Here is a 16180-nt window from a genome sequence, read left to right as displayed (position 1 = left end):
TGTCGTGAAAGTCCCCAGCCATGGGGCGCTACAGGGAAGCCGAGATGACCAACGCAAAACGCCGCCTGCCCTATTTGATCGCCGCCTGCCTGGCCTTGCTGGCGGCCGCAGCCTGGTGGCAACTGCGCCCAGCGGGGCTGGGCGAGGGGTTCGCCAGCGGTAACGGGCGCATCGAAGCCACCGAAGTGGATGTGGCGACCAAACTCGCCGGGCGCGTCGCCAGCATCGACGTCGACGAAGGTGACTTCGTCGAGCCCGGCCAGATTCTCGCCCGCATGGACACCCAGGTGCTCGAAGCCCAACTGGCCCAGGCCCGTGCCCAGTTGCGCCAGGCAGAGAATGGCCAGATCACCGCCGCCAGCCAGATCAGCCTGCGTCAAAGCGAAAAACTTGCCGCCGAGGCCGTGGTGCACCAACGCCAGGCGGAGCTGGATGCCGCGCGCAAGCGTCACGCGCGCAGCGCCACGCTGGTCAAGCGCAACGCCCTGCCTCAGCAGACGTTGGATGACGATCTGGCCCGCCTGCAGAGTGCCGAGGCCGCGCTGGCCGCCGCACGCGCTCAGGTCAGCTCGGCCGAGGCCGGCATAGCTGCAGCCCAGTCGCAGGCCATCGAAGCGCAATCGGCCACCGAAGCGGCCCGTGCCAGCGTCGAGAGGCTGCAGGTGGACATCGACGACAGCCAGCTCAAGGCACCACGCGCCGGCCGCGTGCAATACCGCGTCACTCAACCCGGCGAAGTGCTCGGTGCCGGCGGCAAGCTGCTCAACCTGGTGGATCTGACCGACGTCTACATGACCTTCTTCCTACCCGAGCGCCAGGCAGGTCGCGTCGCGTTGGGCAGCGAGGTGCGCCTGGTGATCGACGCCGCGCCGCAATACGTGATTCCGGCCAAGGTCAGCTATGTCGCCAGCGTCGCCCAGTTCACGCCGAAGACCGTGGAAACCGCCAGCGAACGCGAGAAGCTGATGTTCCGGGTCAAGGCGCGCATCGACCCCGAGCTGCTGAGCAAGCACCTGCAGCAGGTCAAGACCGGCGTACCCGGCATGGCCTACCTGCGTCTCGCCCCAGAGGCCGAGTGGCCCGCGCATCTGGCGATCAAGGTTCCGCAATGAACACGCCGGTCGCACGCCTGGCTGGCGTCGGCCTGCGCTATGGCCAGACCCACGCCCTGCAGCAGATCGACCTGGCGCTGCCGGCCCGTCGCATGGTCGGCCTAATCGGCCCGGACGGCGTCGGCAAGTCCAGCCTGCTGGCGCTGATCGCCGGGGCGCGCAAGCTTCAGGAAGGCAGCATCGAGGTGCTTGGTGGCGACATGGCCGATGCCCGCCATCGCCGCCGCGTCTGCCCGCATATCGCCTATATGCCGCAGGGCCTGGGCAAGAACCTCTATCCGACACTGTCGGTGTTCGAGAACCTGGACTTCTTCGGCCGCCTGTTCGGCCAGGACGCTGCCGAGCGCGAGCGGCGCATCGACGATCTGCTGCGCAGCACCGGCATGGTCGCGTTCCGCGAGCGCCCGGCAGGCAAGCTGTCCGGCGGCATGAAGCAGAAGCTGGGGCTGTGTTGCGCGCTGATCCATGACCCGGACCTGCTGATCCTCGACGAGCCGACCACCGGCGTCGACCCGCTGTCGCGCAACCAGTTCTGGGAACTGATCGCGCGCATCCGCACGCAGCGCCCGCAGATGAGCGTGCTGGTCGCCACCGCCTACATGGAGGAAGCCGAGCGCTTTGACCATCTGGTAGCGATGGATGCCGGCCGCGTGCTGGCCGAAGGCAGCCCGGCAGAACTGCGCACCCGCACCCATAGCGCCAGCCTGGAGCAGGCCTTTATCGCCCTGCTGCCCGAGGAACGCCGCCGCGGCCATCAGCAGGTGGTCATTCCACCCCTGCAAGACAGCAACGAGATCGCCATCGAAGCCAAGAGCCTGACCATGCGCTTCGGCGATTTCGTCGCGGTGAACTCGGTATCGTTCCGCATCCGCCGTGGCGAGATCTTCGGTTTTCTCGGCTCCAACGGCTGCGGCAAGAGCACCACCATGAAGATGCTCACCGGCCTGCTACCGGCCAGCGAGGGTGAGGCGCTGCTGTTCGGCCAGGCAGTCGACCCGTGTGACATGGCCACGCGCAAGCGCGTCGGCTACATGTCCCAGGCCTTCTCCCTGTATGGCGAGCTGACGGTGCGGCAGAACCTGGTTCTGCACGCCCAACTGTTCCATGTGCCAGCCGCCGAGATTGAACCACGGGTAACCGAAATGGCCGCGCGCTTCGACCTCGGCGAGGTCATGGACATGCTCCCCGAGCGCCTGCCGCTGGGCATCCGCCAGCGCCTGTCGCTGGCCGTGGCGGTGATCCACAAGCCGGAGATCCTGATTCTCGACGAGCCCACCTCGGGCGTCGACCCGGTCGCCCGCGACGGTTTCTGGCAACTGATGCTCGACCTCTCGCGCCAGGACGGCGTGACCATCTTCATCTCCACCCACTTCATGAACGAGGCGCAACGCTGCGATCGCATCTCGCTGATGCATGCCGGCAAGGTGCTCGACAGCGACACGCCGCAAGGCCTGATGGAAAAACGCGGGCTGGATAGCCTCGAAGCCACCTTCATCTCCTACCTGCAGGAGGCGGTTGGCGAGCAGTCCGCCAGCGAGGCGCCGCCACTGGAGCAGGCACCACCGCCGCAGCGCCAGCTGTTCAGTTTGCGCCGCCTGCTCAGCTATGCCCGGCGCGAAGCGCTGGAACTGCGCCGCGACCCGATTCGCGGCGGCATGGCACTGCTCGGCACGGTGCTGCTGCTGTTCATCATCGGCTACGGCATCAGCCTCGACGTGGAGGACCTGAGCTTCGCCGTGCTGGATCGCGACCAGACCACCACCAGCCAGGAATACCACCTGAACCTGTCCGGCTCGCGCTACTTCTTGGAGAAAGCGCCGCTCTCCGATTACGACGAACTGGAACGACGCCTGCGCAACGGCGACATCAGCCTGGCGGTGGAGATTCCGCCGAACTTCGGCCGCGACCTCAAGCGCGGCGACAATCCGCAGATCGGCATGTGGATCGACGGCGCCATGCCGACCCGCGCCGAAACCATCAAGGGCTATGTCACCGGCCTGCATCAGCACTACCTGAGCGAACTGGCGCGCCGCTCACCACAACCGCAAGCTGCCAGCGCCGCAGAATTGGAAGTGCGCTACCGCTACAACCCGGACGTGGAAAGCCTAAAAGCCATGGTGCCGGCGGTGATTCCGCTGCTGCTGATGCTGATCCCGGCGATGCTCACGGCCCTCGGCGTGGTGCGCGAGAAGGAGCTGGGCTCGATCATCAACCTCTACGTCACGCCGGTCACTCGCCTGGAGTTCCTGCTCGGCAAGCAGTTGCCCTACATCGCATTGGGCCTGTTCAACTTCGTCCTTTTGGTACTGCTGGCGGTGACCGTGTTCGATGTACCGCTCAAGGGCAACCCGCTGACCCTGCTGGCAGGCGCCCTGTTCTACCTGGCCTGCGCCACCGGCCTCGGACTGCTCATGTCGACCTTCACCAAGAGCCAGATCGCCGCGGTGTTCGGCACCGCCATCGCCACCCTGCTGCCGGCCATCCAGTTTTCCGGGCTGATCTACCCGGTCGCCTCACTGGAGGGTTTCGGCGCGCTGGTCGGCCATAGCTATCCCACTTCGCAGTTCCTGGTGATCAGCCGCGGCCTGTTCTCCAAGGCGCTGGAGCTGCAGGACCTGGCCGGCTACTTCGGCGCCCTGGCCCTGACCATCCCACTGCTGACGCTGCTCAGCGCCAGCCTGCTGCGCAAACAGGAGGTGTGATGGAACGCCTGGCCAACATTCTGCACCTAGGTATCAAGGAACTGCGCAGCCTGCAGCACGATCTGGCCCTGGTGCTGCTGATTCTCTGGGCCTTCAGCATGGGCATCTACTCGGCTGCCACCAGCCTGCCGGAAAGCCTGCACAACGCCGCCATCGCCGTGGTCGACGAAGACCAGTCGCAACTCTCCGAACGGCTGATCCAGGCCTTCCAGGCGCCCTACTTCCGCACGCCGGAACGCATAGATCTGAGCCAGATGGATCGCGGCATGGACTCCGGGCGCTACACCTTCACGCTGAACATTCCGCCAAACTTTCAGCGCGACGTGCTCGCCGGCCGCAGCCCGGCGATCCAGCTCAACGTCGATGCCACCCAGGTCAGCATGGCCTTCACTGGCGCCGGCTACATCCAGAACGTCGGCGCCAGTGAGGTAGCCGAGTTCGTCCGTCGCTACCGCGGCGAGTTGCAGCAGCCGGCCGAACTGGAATTGCGCGTGCAGTTCAACCCGAACCTGACCCGCGCCTGGTTCGGCTCGGTGATGGAGGTGATCAACCAGATCACCATGCTGTCGATCATCCTCACTGGCGCGGCGCTGATCCGCGAGCGCGAGCACGGCACCGTCGAACATCTGCTGGTGATGCCGGTGACGCCGCTGGAAATCATGCTGGCCAAGGTCTGGTCGATGGGGCTGGTAGTGCTGACGGCAGCGGCGCTGTCCTTGCTACTGGTGGTACAGGGCTGGCTGCAGGTGCCCATCGAGGGCTCCATCGCGCTGTTCCTGGCCGGCGCGGCGCTGCACCTGTTCGCCACCACCTCGATGGGTATCTTCTTCGGCACGGTGGCGCGCTCGATGCCGCAGCTGGGCCTGCTGATAATCCTGGTGCTGCTGCCGCTGCAGATTCTCTCCGGCGGCACCACACCGCGCGAAAGCATGCCTGAGCTGGTGCAGCAGATCATGCTGGCAGCGCCGACCACTCACTTCGTCGCGCTGGCCCAGGCCATTCTCTATCGCGGTGCGGGGTTCGCGATCATCTGGCCCTACATGCTGGCCATCGCCGGCATCGGCGTGCTGTTCTTCATCGCGGCGCTGACACGCTTTCGCAAAACCCTGGCGCAGATGGCGTAAGCAATCTGTAGGAGCGGCTTCAGCCGCGAATCGCTTTGGCCTTCACCGTCGAAGCAGCGCCCTTTCACTGGATGATCAGGTTGTTGAACAGCAGGTCTTCGACGATAGGCTTGCCCTCTTCGCCATTGATCGCGTCCTGCACCTTCTTCAACGCTTCCAGGCGCAGGTTCTCGCGGCCATCGGGCGCATTGATGGTCTCGCTGGTCTGGGCCGAGAACAGCATCACCATCTGATGGCGGATCAGCGGTTCATGCTGCTTGAGCTTCTCCTCGGCCTCGGTGCCGGTGACTCGCAGCGACACATCGGCCTTGAAGAACTTGAGGCGGTTGCCCTGATCCGCCAGATTGCCGATCAGCGCCGGAAACAGGTTGTGATAAATCGTCGTAGGCGCCTCTTCCTTCTTCTCCGAAGAGGCCAGGGCAGGCAGGCAGATCGACAGGCTCAGCAGCAGGGCGGTCAACAGTTTCACGTTCGGCACTCCATCGGGGATGTGCCTAGCATAGCCATCCACAGGCCAGCACCCAAGCCCGACGCTTATGCCGGCCTATCAGGCTCCGGCATGCTCGTTGACCCTCAGCGGGCGCTTTCTACACTGCAAGGCACCCTGTAAGAGGAATGACCTTGATGAAAGCCCTGCTGTGCAAAGCCTTCGGCCCTGCCAACACCCTGGTACTGGAAGACCTGCCGAGCCCCGAACCGAAGAAAAACGAGGTGCTGATCGAGGTGCAGGCCGCCGGGGTCAACTTCCCCGACACACTGATCATCGAAGGCAAATACCAGTTCAAGCCGCCCTTCCCCTTCGCCCCGGGCGGCGAGGTAGCCGGCGTGGTCAAGGCCGTGGGCGAGAAAGTCAGCCACCTGCGTGCCGGTGACCGGGTCATGGCGCTGACCGGCTGGGGCGGCTTCGCCGAAGAAGTCGCCGTACCGGCCTACAACGTGCTGCCAGTACCCAAGAGCATGGACCTGACCACCGCAGCCGCCTTCGGCATGACCTACGGCACCTCGATGCATGCCCTCAAGCAACGCGCCAACCTGCAACCGGGTGAAACCTTGCTGGTGCTCGGCGCCTCCGGCGGCGTCGGTCTGGCCGCGGTGGAAATCGGCAAGGCCATGGGCGCCAAGGTCATCGCCGCAGCGAGCAGCACCGAGAAACTGGAAGTGGCGCGCAAGGCCGGCGCCGACGAGCTGATCAACTACAGCGAACACAGTCTCAAGGACGAGGTGAAGAAGCTCACCGGCGGCCAGGGCGTAGACGTGATCTACGACCCGGTAGGCGGCACGCTGTTCGAGGAAGCCTTCCGCAGCATCGGCTGGAACGGCCGTTTCCTGGTAGTGGGTTTCGCCGCCGGCGGTGGCATCCCGGCCCTGCCGGCCAACTTGCCACTGCTCAAGGGCGCATCACTGGTCGGCGTATTCTGGGGCTCCTTCGCTCAGCGCCAGCCGCAGGACAACGCCGCGAACTTCCAGCAGCTGTTCGCCTGGCACGCCGAAGGTAAACTCAAGCCACTGGTGTCGCAGACCTTCCCGCTTGAGCGCGGCGGCGAAGCGATCAATGCACTTGGTCAGCGCAAGGCGGTGGGCAAGGTGGTGGTGGAGATTCGCTAAAACGCTCAGGGGCGGGGCAACCCGCTCCTGCGACTCCACACCGTCAGAAGATCCAAGATTCATTGCGACCGTCAGGGCCTGCAGCCGCCAGATCCATTGGCGACTGACGCGAACTGGAAGCTGCCCACCTTAGCCCGCCAGGCCGTCAACGACGAAAAACGCTGGTGGCGACCGCCTGCGTCAACGACGCAGGCGCCGGCTCACACGTAACCGAGCAGCACTAGCACCAGCACGATAACCAGCACCAGCCCCAAGCCACCAGTGGGCCCATAACCCCAACTGCGGCTATGCGGCCACGCCGGGAGCGCACCAACCAGCATCAGAAGCAGAATGATCAGCAGTATGGTTCCCAAGCCCATGGCAATCTCCTCGCATGTCTGTGGCGGCCCACGATGGAGCGGCGCGCCTGAAACCGGCAACCCATGTGCGGCTGCCGATCCTATGCAGGGTGTAACACTGCTGCGAAGCCAATGCCTGGCAATGCCCTCGCTGCTTCGCCATCCCCTACATCAGTTACGACCCAACAGCGAATCGGAAAGTGCCAACTTTAATCGGCGCGCTAAGCCAGGACGGGAAAGCCAAAACCCAATGGACGCAAGACAGGCGGGCAAGGTGGTAGTAAGGGTTTACTGAACCGCGCAGGGCGGGTTGCACCCGCCCCTGCATAGCTACGGCCGCGGCGCGTAGGCAAACACGTCGGCGCGCATCTGGTGGGCGTCCATCCCCGCTTCGACCAGCGCATCGAGCGTAGCGTAGACCATCGTCGGCGAGCCGCTGGCATAAACGTGCAGGGCCTTGAGGTCGGGGAAGTCTTCGCGTACGGCTTCGTGCAACAGGCCGCAACGGCCCTGCCAGCCGCACTGGTCGCTGACCACCTGGTGCAGGTGCAGATTATCCAGCTGTTGCCACTCGGCCCAGTGCGGCAGCTGATAGAAGTCGTCGGGCCGACGTGCGCCCCAGTACAGGTGTACGGGGTGAGCGAAACCGGCGGCGCGGCAATGCTCGATCAGACTATGCATCTGACCCATACCGGTGCCGGCGGCGATCAGTACCAGCGGTCCATCGGGCAGGTCAGCAAGATGAGTGTCGCCGTAAGGCATCTGCACGCGCGCCATGCCGGTTGCTCGCAACTGCTCCAACAGGGCGATGCTGCTGTCCTCGCGGGCGAGGATGTGTAGCTCCAGCTCGCGTCCTGCATGCGGCGCAGAGGCCAGGGAAAAGGCCGCCATCTCGCCATCCGGGCGCTGCAGTAGCAGGTACTGCCCGGCGTGATAACGCGGCGCTTTGCCGGCCGGGGTACGCAAGCGTACGCGGAACACGTCGCCGCCCACATCCTGGCATTCGACCACCTGGCAGCTCAGCTCGCGCACCGGCAGCTCGCCCGGCGCCAGCACACCGTCCCAGTGCAGCACGCAATCTTCCAGCGGCTCGGCCAGGCAGGTGAACAGCTCACCATGGTCCAGCTCCACGCCGTTTTGCCTGACACGGCCTTCAACCAGCAGCGCAGCGCAGATATGGCAGTTACCGTTGCGACAGCTTTGTGGGCAGTCGTAGCCCAGGCGCCGAGCACCATCGAGGATGCGTTCGCCCGGCTGCAGCGAGAGGGTGACGCCGGAAGGTTGCAGGGTGACGTTCATCAATCGATTCCCAGCTCGCTCCACAGCGCGTCGACACGCGCCACCACGGCCGGATCCTTCTCGATGGCGCGGCCCCACTCGCGAGTGGTTTCACCGGGCCACTTGTGGGTGGCGTCCAGGCCCATCTTCGAACCCAGGCCGGAGATCGGCGAGGCGAAGTCGAGGTAGTCGATCGGCGTGTTGTCGATCATCACCGTGTCGCGCTTGGGGTCCATGCGCGTGGTAATCGCCCAGATCACGTCATTCCAGTCCCGTGCGTTGATATCGTCGTCGGTGACGATAACGAACTTGGTGTACATGAACTGTCGCAGGAACGACCACACACCGAGCATTACGCGCTTGGCGTGGCCCGGGTACTGCTTCTTCATGGTCACCACCGCCATGCGGTAGGAACAGCCTTCCGGCGGCAGATAGAAATCGGTGATCTCGGGGAACTGCTTCTGCAGGATCGGCACGAACACTTCGTTCAGCGCTACGCCGAGGATCGCCGGCTCATCTGGCGGCCGGCCGGTGTAGGTGCTGTGGTAGATCGGATCGCGGCGACGGGTGATGCGCTCGACGGTGAACACCGGGAAGGTATCGACCTCGTTGTAGTAGCCGGTGTGGTCGCCGTAGGGGCCTTCCGGCGCGGTCTCACCCGGATGGATCACGCCTTCCAGGACGATCTCGGCACTGGCCGGCACCTGCAGATCGCTACCACGCGCCTTGATCAGCTCAGTGCGATGACCGCGCAGCAGGCCCGCAAAAGCATATTCGGAGAGCGTATCCGGCACTGGCGTAACGGCGCCGAGAATGGTCGCCGGGTCGGCGCCCAGAGCGACGCACACTGGATAAGGCTTGTCCGGATGCTTCTGGCACCACTCGCGGTAATCCAGCGCACCACCACGGTGACTGAGCCAGCGCATGATCACCTTGTTGCGGCCGATCACCTGCTGGCGGTAGATGCCGAGGTTCTGCCGTTCCTTGTTTGGGCCCTTGGTGATGGTCAGGCCCCAGGTGATCAGCGGCGCCACATCGCCCGGCCAGCAGTGCTGGATCGGTAACTTGCCGAGGTCGACGTCATCGCCTTCCTCGATCACTTCATGGCATGGCGCGTCCTTGACCACCTTGGGCGCCATGCTGATGACCTTCTTGAAGATCGGCAGCTTGCTCCAGGCATCCTTCAGTCCCTTCGGCGGCTCGGGCTCCTTGAGAAAGGCCAGCAGCTTGCCGATCTCGCGCAGTTCGGACACTTCTTCGGCGCCCATGCCCAGCGCCACGCGCTTGGGCGTGCCGAACAGGTTGCCGAGCACCGGCACGTCGAAGCCGGTGGGCTGTTCGAACAGCAACGCCGGGCCGCCCTTGCGCAGGGTGCGGTCGCAGATTTCAGTCATTTCCAGAACGGGCGATACCGGGGTCTGGATGCGCTTGAGTTCGCCGCGCTTTTCCAGTTCACGGATGAAGTCGCGCAGGTCGCGATACTGCATGCAGGAGCCTCGTGTCGGACAGGCAAGAGTCGGCCGCAAAGTTTAGCGCCGAAGTCGGGCTTTCAGAAGGCTTGAAAGCTTCCAGATACGACAAGGCCGGGTTTCCCCGGCCTTGTGGCGGTGCAATGGATCGTAGCGAGCGAAGGTCAGGCAAGGCAAAAACAGGCGAGGAAGCGGAGTGTACTTTTGTACATGAGCATTCCGAGTCGGTTTTTAACGCAGCATCACCGAAGCGCAGTAGATCCTCTTATTTGCGCTTCATCGACAGGAAGAACTCATCGTTGGTCTTGGTCGCTTTCAGCTTGTCGATCAGGAACTCGATGGCGGCGATTTCGTCCATCGGGTGCAGCAGCTTGCGCAGAATCCACATGCGCGACAGCTCTTCCTCGCCGGTCAGCAACTCTTCGCGGCGGGTGCCGGATTTGTTGATGTTGATGGCCGGGAACACACGCTTCTCGGAAACACGGCGATCGAGGATCAGCTCCATGTTGCCGGTGCCTTTGAATTCCTCGTAGATCACTTCGTCCATCTTCGAGCCGGTTTCCACCAGCGCGGTGGCGATGATGGTCAGCGAGCCGCCTTCTTCGATGTTGCGCGCGGCGCCGAAGAAGCGCTTCGGCTTCTCCAGGGCGTGGGCGTCGACACCACCGGTGAGTACCTTGCCGGAGCTCGGGATCACGGTGTTGTAGGCACGCGCCAGACGGGTGATGGAGTCGAGCAGGATGACCACATCCTTCTTGTGCTCGACCAGACGCTTGGCCTTCTCGATCACCATTTCGGCGACCTGCACGTGGCGGGTCGGCGGCTCGTCGAAGGTGGAGGCGACCACTTCGCCGCGCACCGTGCGCTGCATCTCGGTCACTTCTTCCGGGCGCTCGTCGATCAGCAGGACGATCAGGTGGCACTCGGGGTTGTTGCGGGTGATGTTCGAGGCGATGTTCTGCAGCATGATCGTCTTGCCCGCTTTCGGCGGAGCGACGATCAGGCCGCGCTGGCCCTTGCCAATCGGCGCGCAGAGGTCGATCACACGGCCGGTGATGTCCTCGGTGGAGCCGTTGCCGGCTTCCATGGTCAGGCGCTTGTTGGGGAACAGCGGCGTCAGGTTCTCGAACAGAATCTTGTTCTTGGCGTTTTCCGGGCGGTCGAAGTTGATGCTGTCGACCTTGAGCAGAGCGAAGTAACGCTCGCCTTCCTTCGGCGGACGGATCTTGCCGACGATGGTGTCACCGGTACGCAGGTTGAAACGGCGGATCTGGCTGGGCGAGACGTAGATGTCGTCAGGGCCGGCCAGGTAGGAAGAGTCAGCGCTGCGCAGGAAGCCGAAACCGTCCTGGAGGATCTCCAGCACGCCGTCGCCGGAAATCTCCTCGCCGCTTTTGGCATGCTTTTTCAGCAGGGCGAAGATGATGTCCTGCTTGCGCGAACGAGCCATGTTTTCCTGGCCCATTTGTTCGGCCATGTCCAGCAGTTCGGCAATCGGCTTTTGCTTGAGTTCGGTCAGATTCATAGGAATGACGTGATCATCGAGAGGAGAAGAAAGCTGTTAGCTTGAGAGGCCGCGCCGCAGAGAAGGCGACAGGATCGCGAACGAGTTCGTATAGGAATGAATCGGCGACGGCGTGCAGAGAGCTGCATGGAGGATGCAGCGGGGTCGAATTTAACACCGTGAAAAAACAGCGTCTAGTCCCGAAAACGAAAAAACCCCGCCAATTGCGGGGCCTCTTCCAGAGCGACTTGCCTCAGATGTTGCTGTCGAGGAAAGCAGCCAGCTGCGACTTGGACAGCGCGCCGACCTTGGTCGCTTCGACGTTGCCGTTCTTGAACAGCATCAGGGTCGGGATACCGCGCACGCCGTACTTCGGCGGGGTTTCCTGGTTCTCGTCGATGTTCAGTTTGCAGATCTTCAGCTTGCCTTGGTATTCCTTGGCGATCTCGTCGAGCACCGGTGCAATCATCTTGCACGGGCCGCACCACTCAGCCCAATAGTCGACCAGAACCGGACCTTCAGCCTGGATGACGTCCTGGTCGAAGCTGGCGTCGCTGACGTTGGTGATGAATTCGCTCATGAGGAGTCTCCGTGATTCGGAAGCAAAAAAGTGGCGCCATCATAGCCCGGCTTGAGTGACACCGAAAGGCACTGACGATTGAGCCTTTCAATAGTCGCCAATGTAGGCCTCAATCGCCCAGCGTGGTGAAGGCGATGCCGGTGCGCAGTGCGGCGGCGCGGATATGCTGCTGCATGGCCTTTTGCGCCGGGCCGGCGGCATGCCGGGCAAGGGCCTTGATGATCTTGCGGTGCTCCTGCCAGGTTTCCATCGCTCGCTCCGGGCGGATGAAAGGCAGCTTCTGGCTTTCCAGAAAGATATCGGCGCTGGAGGTGACCAGGGCGAACATCGCCTGGTTACCGCTGGCAGCGAGTATGCGCTGGTGGAACTCGAAATCCAGCCGCGTGGCCTGCTCGAAATCACCGGCACGCAACTCGCGGCGCATCTGCTCGACGTTGTCCTCGAGGATATCCAGCTCCTCAGCGGTCATCACCCCGGCCGCCAGGCCGCAGGCGAAGCCCTCCAGAGCGAAGCGCAACTGAAAGGTATCGGCCGCCGATACCTGTGCAGCGAAGGGCCAGGCGAAAGCGCCGGCCGCCTCGGCCTTACTCGCCTCCTGCACGAACACACCCTTGCCAGCCTGCACGCTGACCAGGCCCAACGCGCTGAGCGACGACAGCGCCTCACGCAGTGACGCACGGCTGACACCAAGGCGCTCGGCCAGATCACGCTGCGACGGCAGTGCGTCGCCAGGGCGATAGCCCTCGTCCTCGATCAGGCGACGGATTGCCTGCAAGGCGTATTCGGGTACCGCGCGGGGAGCAGAAGCATTCATGACTGTTCGGGCCGGTCAGTCCAGTAAAGCCGCCTTTGTAAGGCCATAAGCATATTTCAGGCAAGCGACGCCCCCTTGTGGACCAGCTCAGCGCACGAACGCACCGAGATGGCTCAGGAATACTTCTGACCATTCGGTCAGCTACGCCAACTGTTCAGACCAGTAAGACCTTGTTTCCACTCGCCTGAGGCGATGAAAGCCCTGATTTCATTGAACTTGGCACAGGCGATGCACTGCAGAAACCAAGCAAAACGCCTCAGTTTTCATTCACCAGGAGTTCGACATGCGCAAATTTCACCGCACCCTGCTGGGTACCCTGTTCGCCGCCCTGGCCTTCGGCGCCAGCACCGCTCACGCCGATGCACTCGAAGACATCAGCAAGGCTGGCGTACTGAAAGTCGCCGTACCGCAGGATTTTCCGCCGTTCGGCTCGGTTGGCCCGGACATGAAACCGCGTGGCCTGGATATCGATACCGCACAACTGCTGGCCGACAAGCTGGCGGTGAAGCTGGAGCTGACCCCGGTCAACAGCACCAACCGCATACCCTTCCTCACTACCGGCAAGGTCGATCTGGTGATCTCCAGCCTCGGCAAGAACCCCGAGCGTGAAGCGGTGATCGACTTCTCCGCTGCCTACGCGCCTTTCTACCTCGGTGTGTTCGGCCCGGAAGATGCCGCCATTGCCAGCCTCGACGACCTGAACGGCAAGACCATCAGCGTCACCCGTGGCTCCATCGAGGATATCGAACTGAGCAACGTCGCCCCGAAAGGCGCCACCATCAAGCGCTTCGAGGACAACAACTCGACCATCGCCGCCTACCTCTCCGGCCAGGTAGAGCTGATCGCCAGCGGCAACGTGGTGATGGTGGCCATTTCCGAGAAGAACCCCAAGCGTGTGCCGAGTATGAAACTCAAGCTCAAGGATTCGCCGGTGTACGTCGGCGTGAACAAGAGCCAGGCCGCACTGCTGGACAAGGTCAACGCCATCATCGCCGACGCCAAGACCGATGGCAGCCTCGACGCGCTCAGCCAGAAGTGGCTGAAGCAACCGCTGCCGGCCGGCCTCTGAGTCGCGCGGAGAACTGAGCCATGGCGTACCAGTTCGACTTCGCCGCAGTCCTGCAGCACAGCGATCTGCTGCTACAGGGTGCGGCATTCACCCTCGGCCTGACGGCGATCGGCACCCTGCTGGGTGTCGGTCTCGGCATCGTCGGGGCGATACTGCGCGCCTGGCGCATCCGCCCGTTCGACCGCATTTTCGGCGTCTACGTGGAGCTGATCCGCAATACGCCGTTCATCGTCCAGCTGTTCTTCATCTTCTTCGGCTTGCCCTCGCTCGGCGTACGTCTGAGCGAATGGGAGGCCGCCATTCTGGCCATGGTGATCAACCTTGGCGCCTACTCCACGGAGATCATCCGTGCCGGCATCCAGGCCATCCCGCACGGCCAGCTCGAGGCTGCCAGCGCACTGGCCATGAGCCGCTTCGAGACGTTCCGCCATGTGGTGCTGCGCCCGGCGCTGGGCAAGGTGTGGCCGGCCCTGTCGAGCCAGATCATCATCGTCATGCTCGGTTCGGCGGTGTGCTCGCAGATCTCCACCGAGGAGTTGTCGTTCGCCGCCAACTTCATCCAGTCGCGTAACTTCCGCGCCTTCGAAACCTACCTGCTGACCACCGCGCTGTACCTGATCATGGCCATCGGGATTCGCCAGTTGCTGGCCTGGGTCGGCCGCCGCTTCATCATGGGAGCCCGCTGATGGACTTCACCCTCTGGGACATCCTGCGCAATCTGCTCACCGGCCTGCAGTGGACGCTGCTGCTGTCGCTGGTGGCCTTTGTCTGTGGCGGCATCGCCGGTCTGCTGGTGTTGCTGGCCCGCCTGTCGCCGTTATCGGCGCCGCGCATCCTCGCCCGTGGCTATATCGAACTGTTCCAGGGCACGCCGCTGCTGATGCAGTTGTTCCTGGTGTTCTTCGGCATCGCCCTGCTCGGCCTCGACGTGTCGCCCTGGCTGGCCGCAGCCACCGCACTGACGCTGTTTACCAGCGCCTTTCTCGCCGAAATCTGGCGCGGCTGCGTCGAGTCGATCAGCCGCGGCCAGTGGGAGGCGTCCGAAAGCCTGGCCATGAGCCGCCTGGAAACCCTGCGCCACGTAGTCCTGCCACAGGCGCTGCGCATCGCCGTGGCACCTACCGTCGGTTTCTCGGTGCAGGTGGTCAAGGGCACCGCGGTGACCTCGATCATCGGTTTCACCGAGCTGACCAAGACCGGCAGCATGCTGGCCAACGCCACCTTCGAGCCGTTCATGGTCTACGGCTTCGTCGCCCTCGGTTACTTCCTGCTTTGCTACCCGCTCTCGCTCGCTGCATACCACCTGGAAAGGAGGCTGAATGTCACTGCTTAACGTCACCGCCCTGCACAAGTATTACGGCGACAACCACGTACTCAAGGGCATCGACCTCAAGGTCGAGGAAGGCGAAGTGGTCGCCATCATCGGCCGCAGCGGCTCGGGCAAGAGCACCTTCCTGCGCACCCTCAACGGCTTGGAGTCGATCAACGACGGCGTGATCGAAGTCGACGGTGATTACATCGACGCCGCCCGCGCCGACCTGCGCAGCCTGCGGCAGAAAGTCGGCATGGTGTTCCAGCAATTCAACCTGTTCCCGCACCTGACCGTCGGCGAGAACGTCATGCTGGCGCCACAGGTGGTGAAGAAAACCTCACGCGCCGAAGCCGAGAAGACCGCCCGACAGATGCTCGAACGCGTCGGCCTGGCAGAGAAATTCGACGCCTACCCCGAACGCCTGTCCGGCGGCCAGCAACAGCGCGTGGCCATCGCCCGCGCCTTGGCCATGTCGCCCAAGGTGTTGCTGTGCGACGAGATCACCTCGGCGCTCGACCCGGAGCTGGTCAATGAGGTGCTGGCGGTGGTCAAGCAGTTGGCCAGCGAGGGCATGACCCTGATCATGGTCACCCACGAGATGCGCTTCGCCCGCGAAGTGGGTAACAAGCTGGTGTTCATGCACCATGGCAAAGTGCATGAGATCGGCGATCCGAAAGCGCTGTTCGCTGCCCCGCAGACCGAAGAGCTGCGCAATTTCATCGGCTCGGTGAACCTGTGAACGCCATGACGCCGCTGCCACTGCGTATCGAACCACTGACTCGCGAAGCCTTCGCGCCCTTCGGCGACGTGATCGAAACTGCCGGCGCCACTGCCTTCCCGATCAACGCCGGCACCACCACCCGCTACCACGACCTGGTGCAGGTGGAGCTGGCCGGTGAGTCGCCGCGCACCCTGGTCAACCTGTTCGAAGGCAAGGCCTGGCATGCACCTATCGAAGTCCGCATACTCGAACGCCATCCGCTGGGCAGCCAGGCGTTCTACCCGGTAGATGGCGGGCGCATGCTGATTGTCGTCGCGCCGCCCGGCGAGCTGGATGAGTCGCAGATCCGCGCCTTCATCAGCGCGCCGGATCAGGGCGTGAACTACGCTCGCGGTACCTGGCACCACCCTTTACTGTGCCTGCAACACCCCGGCCGCTTCCTGGTGGTGGACCGTGGTGGCGACGGCCATAACTGCGACGAGCAGATGCTGAGACAGCCACTTAGTGCGCTAAACCTGCCCTGATCACAGGTCTAGACCAGTTTCATGCGAC

The 16180-nt window shown here is 63.5% G+C and carries 16 protein-coding genes; 9 read left to right on the top strand and 7 right to left on the bottom strand.

Going from position 1 to position 16180, the window contains the following annotated elements; all coding sequences use genetic code 11:
- The first annotated feature begins 44 nt into the window (after positions 1-44).
- The 3 genes from CXP40_RS19525 to CXP40_RS19515 are packed head-to-tail and all read left to right on the top strand — an operon-like array spanning position 45 to position 4938.
- The gene (locus CXP40_RS19525) at positions 45-1112 is read left to right on the top strand and encodes an HlyD family secretion protein (RefSeq protein WP_371916972.1); all 1068 of its coding nucleotides are present in this window, start codon (positions 45-47) and stop codon (positions 1110-1112) included.
- A complete protein-coding gene (rbbA, locus tag CXP40_RS19520; RefSeq protein WP_106735094.1) occupies positions 1109-3814 on the top strand; it encodes a ribosome-associated ATPase/putative transporter RbbA in 2706 nt (901 codons plus the stop codon). The genes CXP40_RS19525 and rbbA overlap by 4 nt, the downstream gene beginning before the upstream one ends.
- Positions 3814-4938 carry an ABC transporter permease gene (locus tag CXP40_RS19515; RefSeq protein WP_106735093.1) on the top strand — a complete coding sequence of 375 codons (1125 nt, stop codon included), beginning with the start codon at positions 3814-3816 and terminating at the stop codon, positions 4936-4938. The genes rbbA and CXP40_RS19515 overlap by 1 nt, the downstream gene beginning before the upstream one ends.
- A 64-nt stretch (positions 4939-5002) precedes the next feature.
- Here CXP40_RS19515 and CXP40_RS19510 read toward each other — a convergent pair whose 3' ends face one another.
- A complete protein-coding gene (locus CXP40_RS19510) occupies positions 5003-5407 on the bottom strand; it encodes a flagellar basal body-associated FliL family protein (protein ID WP_106735092.1) in 405 nt (134 codons plus the stop codon).
- Between the two features lie 155 nt (positions 5408-5562).
- Between CXP40_RS19510 and CXP40_RS19505 the strand changes: the two genes are divergently transcribed.
- A complete protein-coding gene (locus CXP40_RS19505) occupies positions 5563-6543 on the top strand; it encodes an NADPH:quinone oxidoreductase family protein (RefSeq protein ID WP_106735091.1) in 981 nt (326 codons plus the stop codon).
- A gap of 200 nt (positions 6544-6743) precedes the next feature.
- Here CXP40_RS19505 and CXP40_RS19500 read toward each other — a convergent pair whose 3' ends face one another.
- The 6 genes from CXP40_RS19500 to CXP40_RS19475 form a co-directional block, all read right to left on the bottom strand.
- Positions 6744-6902: a DUF3309 family protein gene (locus tag CXP40_RS19500; RefSeq protein ID WP_072423525.1), complete on the bottom strand. Its 159-nt coding sequence runs from the start codon at positions 6900-6902 to the stop codon at positions 6744-6746.
- 309 nt (positions 6903-7211) lie between these two features.
- The gene (locus tag CXP40_RS19495; protein ID WP_106735090.1) at positions 7212-8180 is read right to left on the bottom strand and encodes a CDP-6-deoxy-delta-3,4-glucoseen reductase; all 969 of its coding nucleotides are present in this window, start codon (positions 8178-8180) and stop codon (positions 7212-7214) included.
- Positions 8180-9646 (bottom strand): 4-hydroxy-3-polyprenylbenzoate decarboxylase, encoded by a 1467-nt coding sequence (ubiD, locus tag CXP40_RS19490; protein ID WP_106735089.1) that lies wholly within the window; start codon positions 9644-9646, stop codon positions 8180-8182. Before ubiD ends, CXP40_RS19495 begins: the two co-directional genes overlap by 1 nt.
- A gap of 247 nt (positions 9647-9893) precedes the next feature.
- Positions 9894-11153, bottom strand: coding sequence for a transcription termination factor Rho (rho, locus tag CXP40_RS19485; protein ID WP_090335975.1), 1260 nt, complete (start codon positions 11151-11153; stop codon positions 9894-9896).
- Between the two features lie 232 nt (positions 11154-11385).
- Complete coding sequence (gene trxA / locus CXP40_RS19480; RefSeq protein WP_003458627.1) at positions 11386-11712, bottom strand: thioredoxin TrxA; 327 nt, start codon at positions 11710-11712, stop codon at positions 11386-11388.
- Positions 11713-11821: 109 nt separating this feature from the next.
- Positions 11822-12526, bottom strand: coding sequence for a FadR/GntR family transcriptional regulator (locus CXP40_RS19475; RefSeq protein ID WP_099524629.1), 705 nt, complete (start codon positions 12524-12526; stop codon positions 11822-11824).
- Positions 12527-12809: 283 nt separating this feature from the next.
- On the opposite strand from CXP40_RS19475, the gene CXP40_RS19470 reads away from it, so the two are divergent.
- The 5 genes from CXP40_RS19470 to CXP40_RS19450 are packed head-to-tail and all read left to right on the top strand — an operon-like array spanning position 12810 to position 16152.
- Positions 12810-13595, top strand: coding sequence for a transporter substrate-binding domain-containing protein (locus tag CXP40_RS19470; protein ID WP_106735088.1), 786 nt, complete (start codon positions 12810-12812; stop codon positions 13593-13595).
- Between the two features lie 20 nt (positions 13596-13615).
- Positions 13616-14281, top strand: a complete 666-nt coding sequence (locus CXP40_RS19465) for an amino acid ABC transporter permease (RefSeq protein ID WP_090335970.1) — start codon at positions 13616-13618, stop codon at positions 14279-14281.
- Complete coding sequence (locus tag CXP40_RS19460) at positions 14278-14928, top strand: amino acid ABC transporter permease (protein ID WP_177429698.1); 651 nt, start codon at positions 14278-14280, stop codon at positions 14926-14928. The genes CXP40_RS19465 and CXP40_RS19460 overlap by 4 nt, the downstream gene beginning before the upstream one ends.
- Positions 14915-15646 (top strand): amino acid ABC transporter ATP-binding protein, encoded by a 732-nt coding sequence (locus tag CXP40_RS19455; protein ID WP_106735086.1) that lies wholly within the window; start codon positions 14915-14917, stop codon positions 15644-15646. Before CXP40_RS19460 ends, CXP40_RS19455 begins: the two co-directional genes overlap by 14 nt.
- Complete coding sequence (locus tag CXP40_RS19450) at positions 15643-16152, top strand: ureidoglycolate lyase (RefSeq protein WP_106735085.1); 510 nt, start codon at positions 15643-15645, stop codon at positions 16150-16152. Before CXP40_RS19455 ends, CXP40_RS19450 begins: the two co-directional genes overlap by 4 nt.
- The last annotated feature ends 28 nt before the right edge of the window (positions 16153-16180 follow it).

It is taken from the genome of Pseudomonas sp. YY-1, assembly GCF_002843095.1.
GTDB classification, from domain to species: domain Bacteria; phylum Pseudomonadota; class Gammaproteobacteria; order Pseudomonadales; family Pseudomonadaceae; genus Aquipseudomonas; species Aquipseudomonas sediminis_A.
The sequence above is the reverse complement of the archived record's forward strand: the minus strand, read 5'-3'. Positions and strand labels throughout refer to the sequence as shown.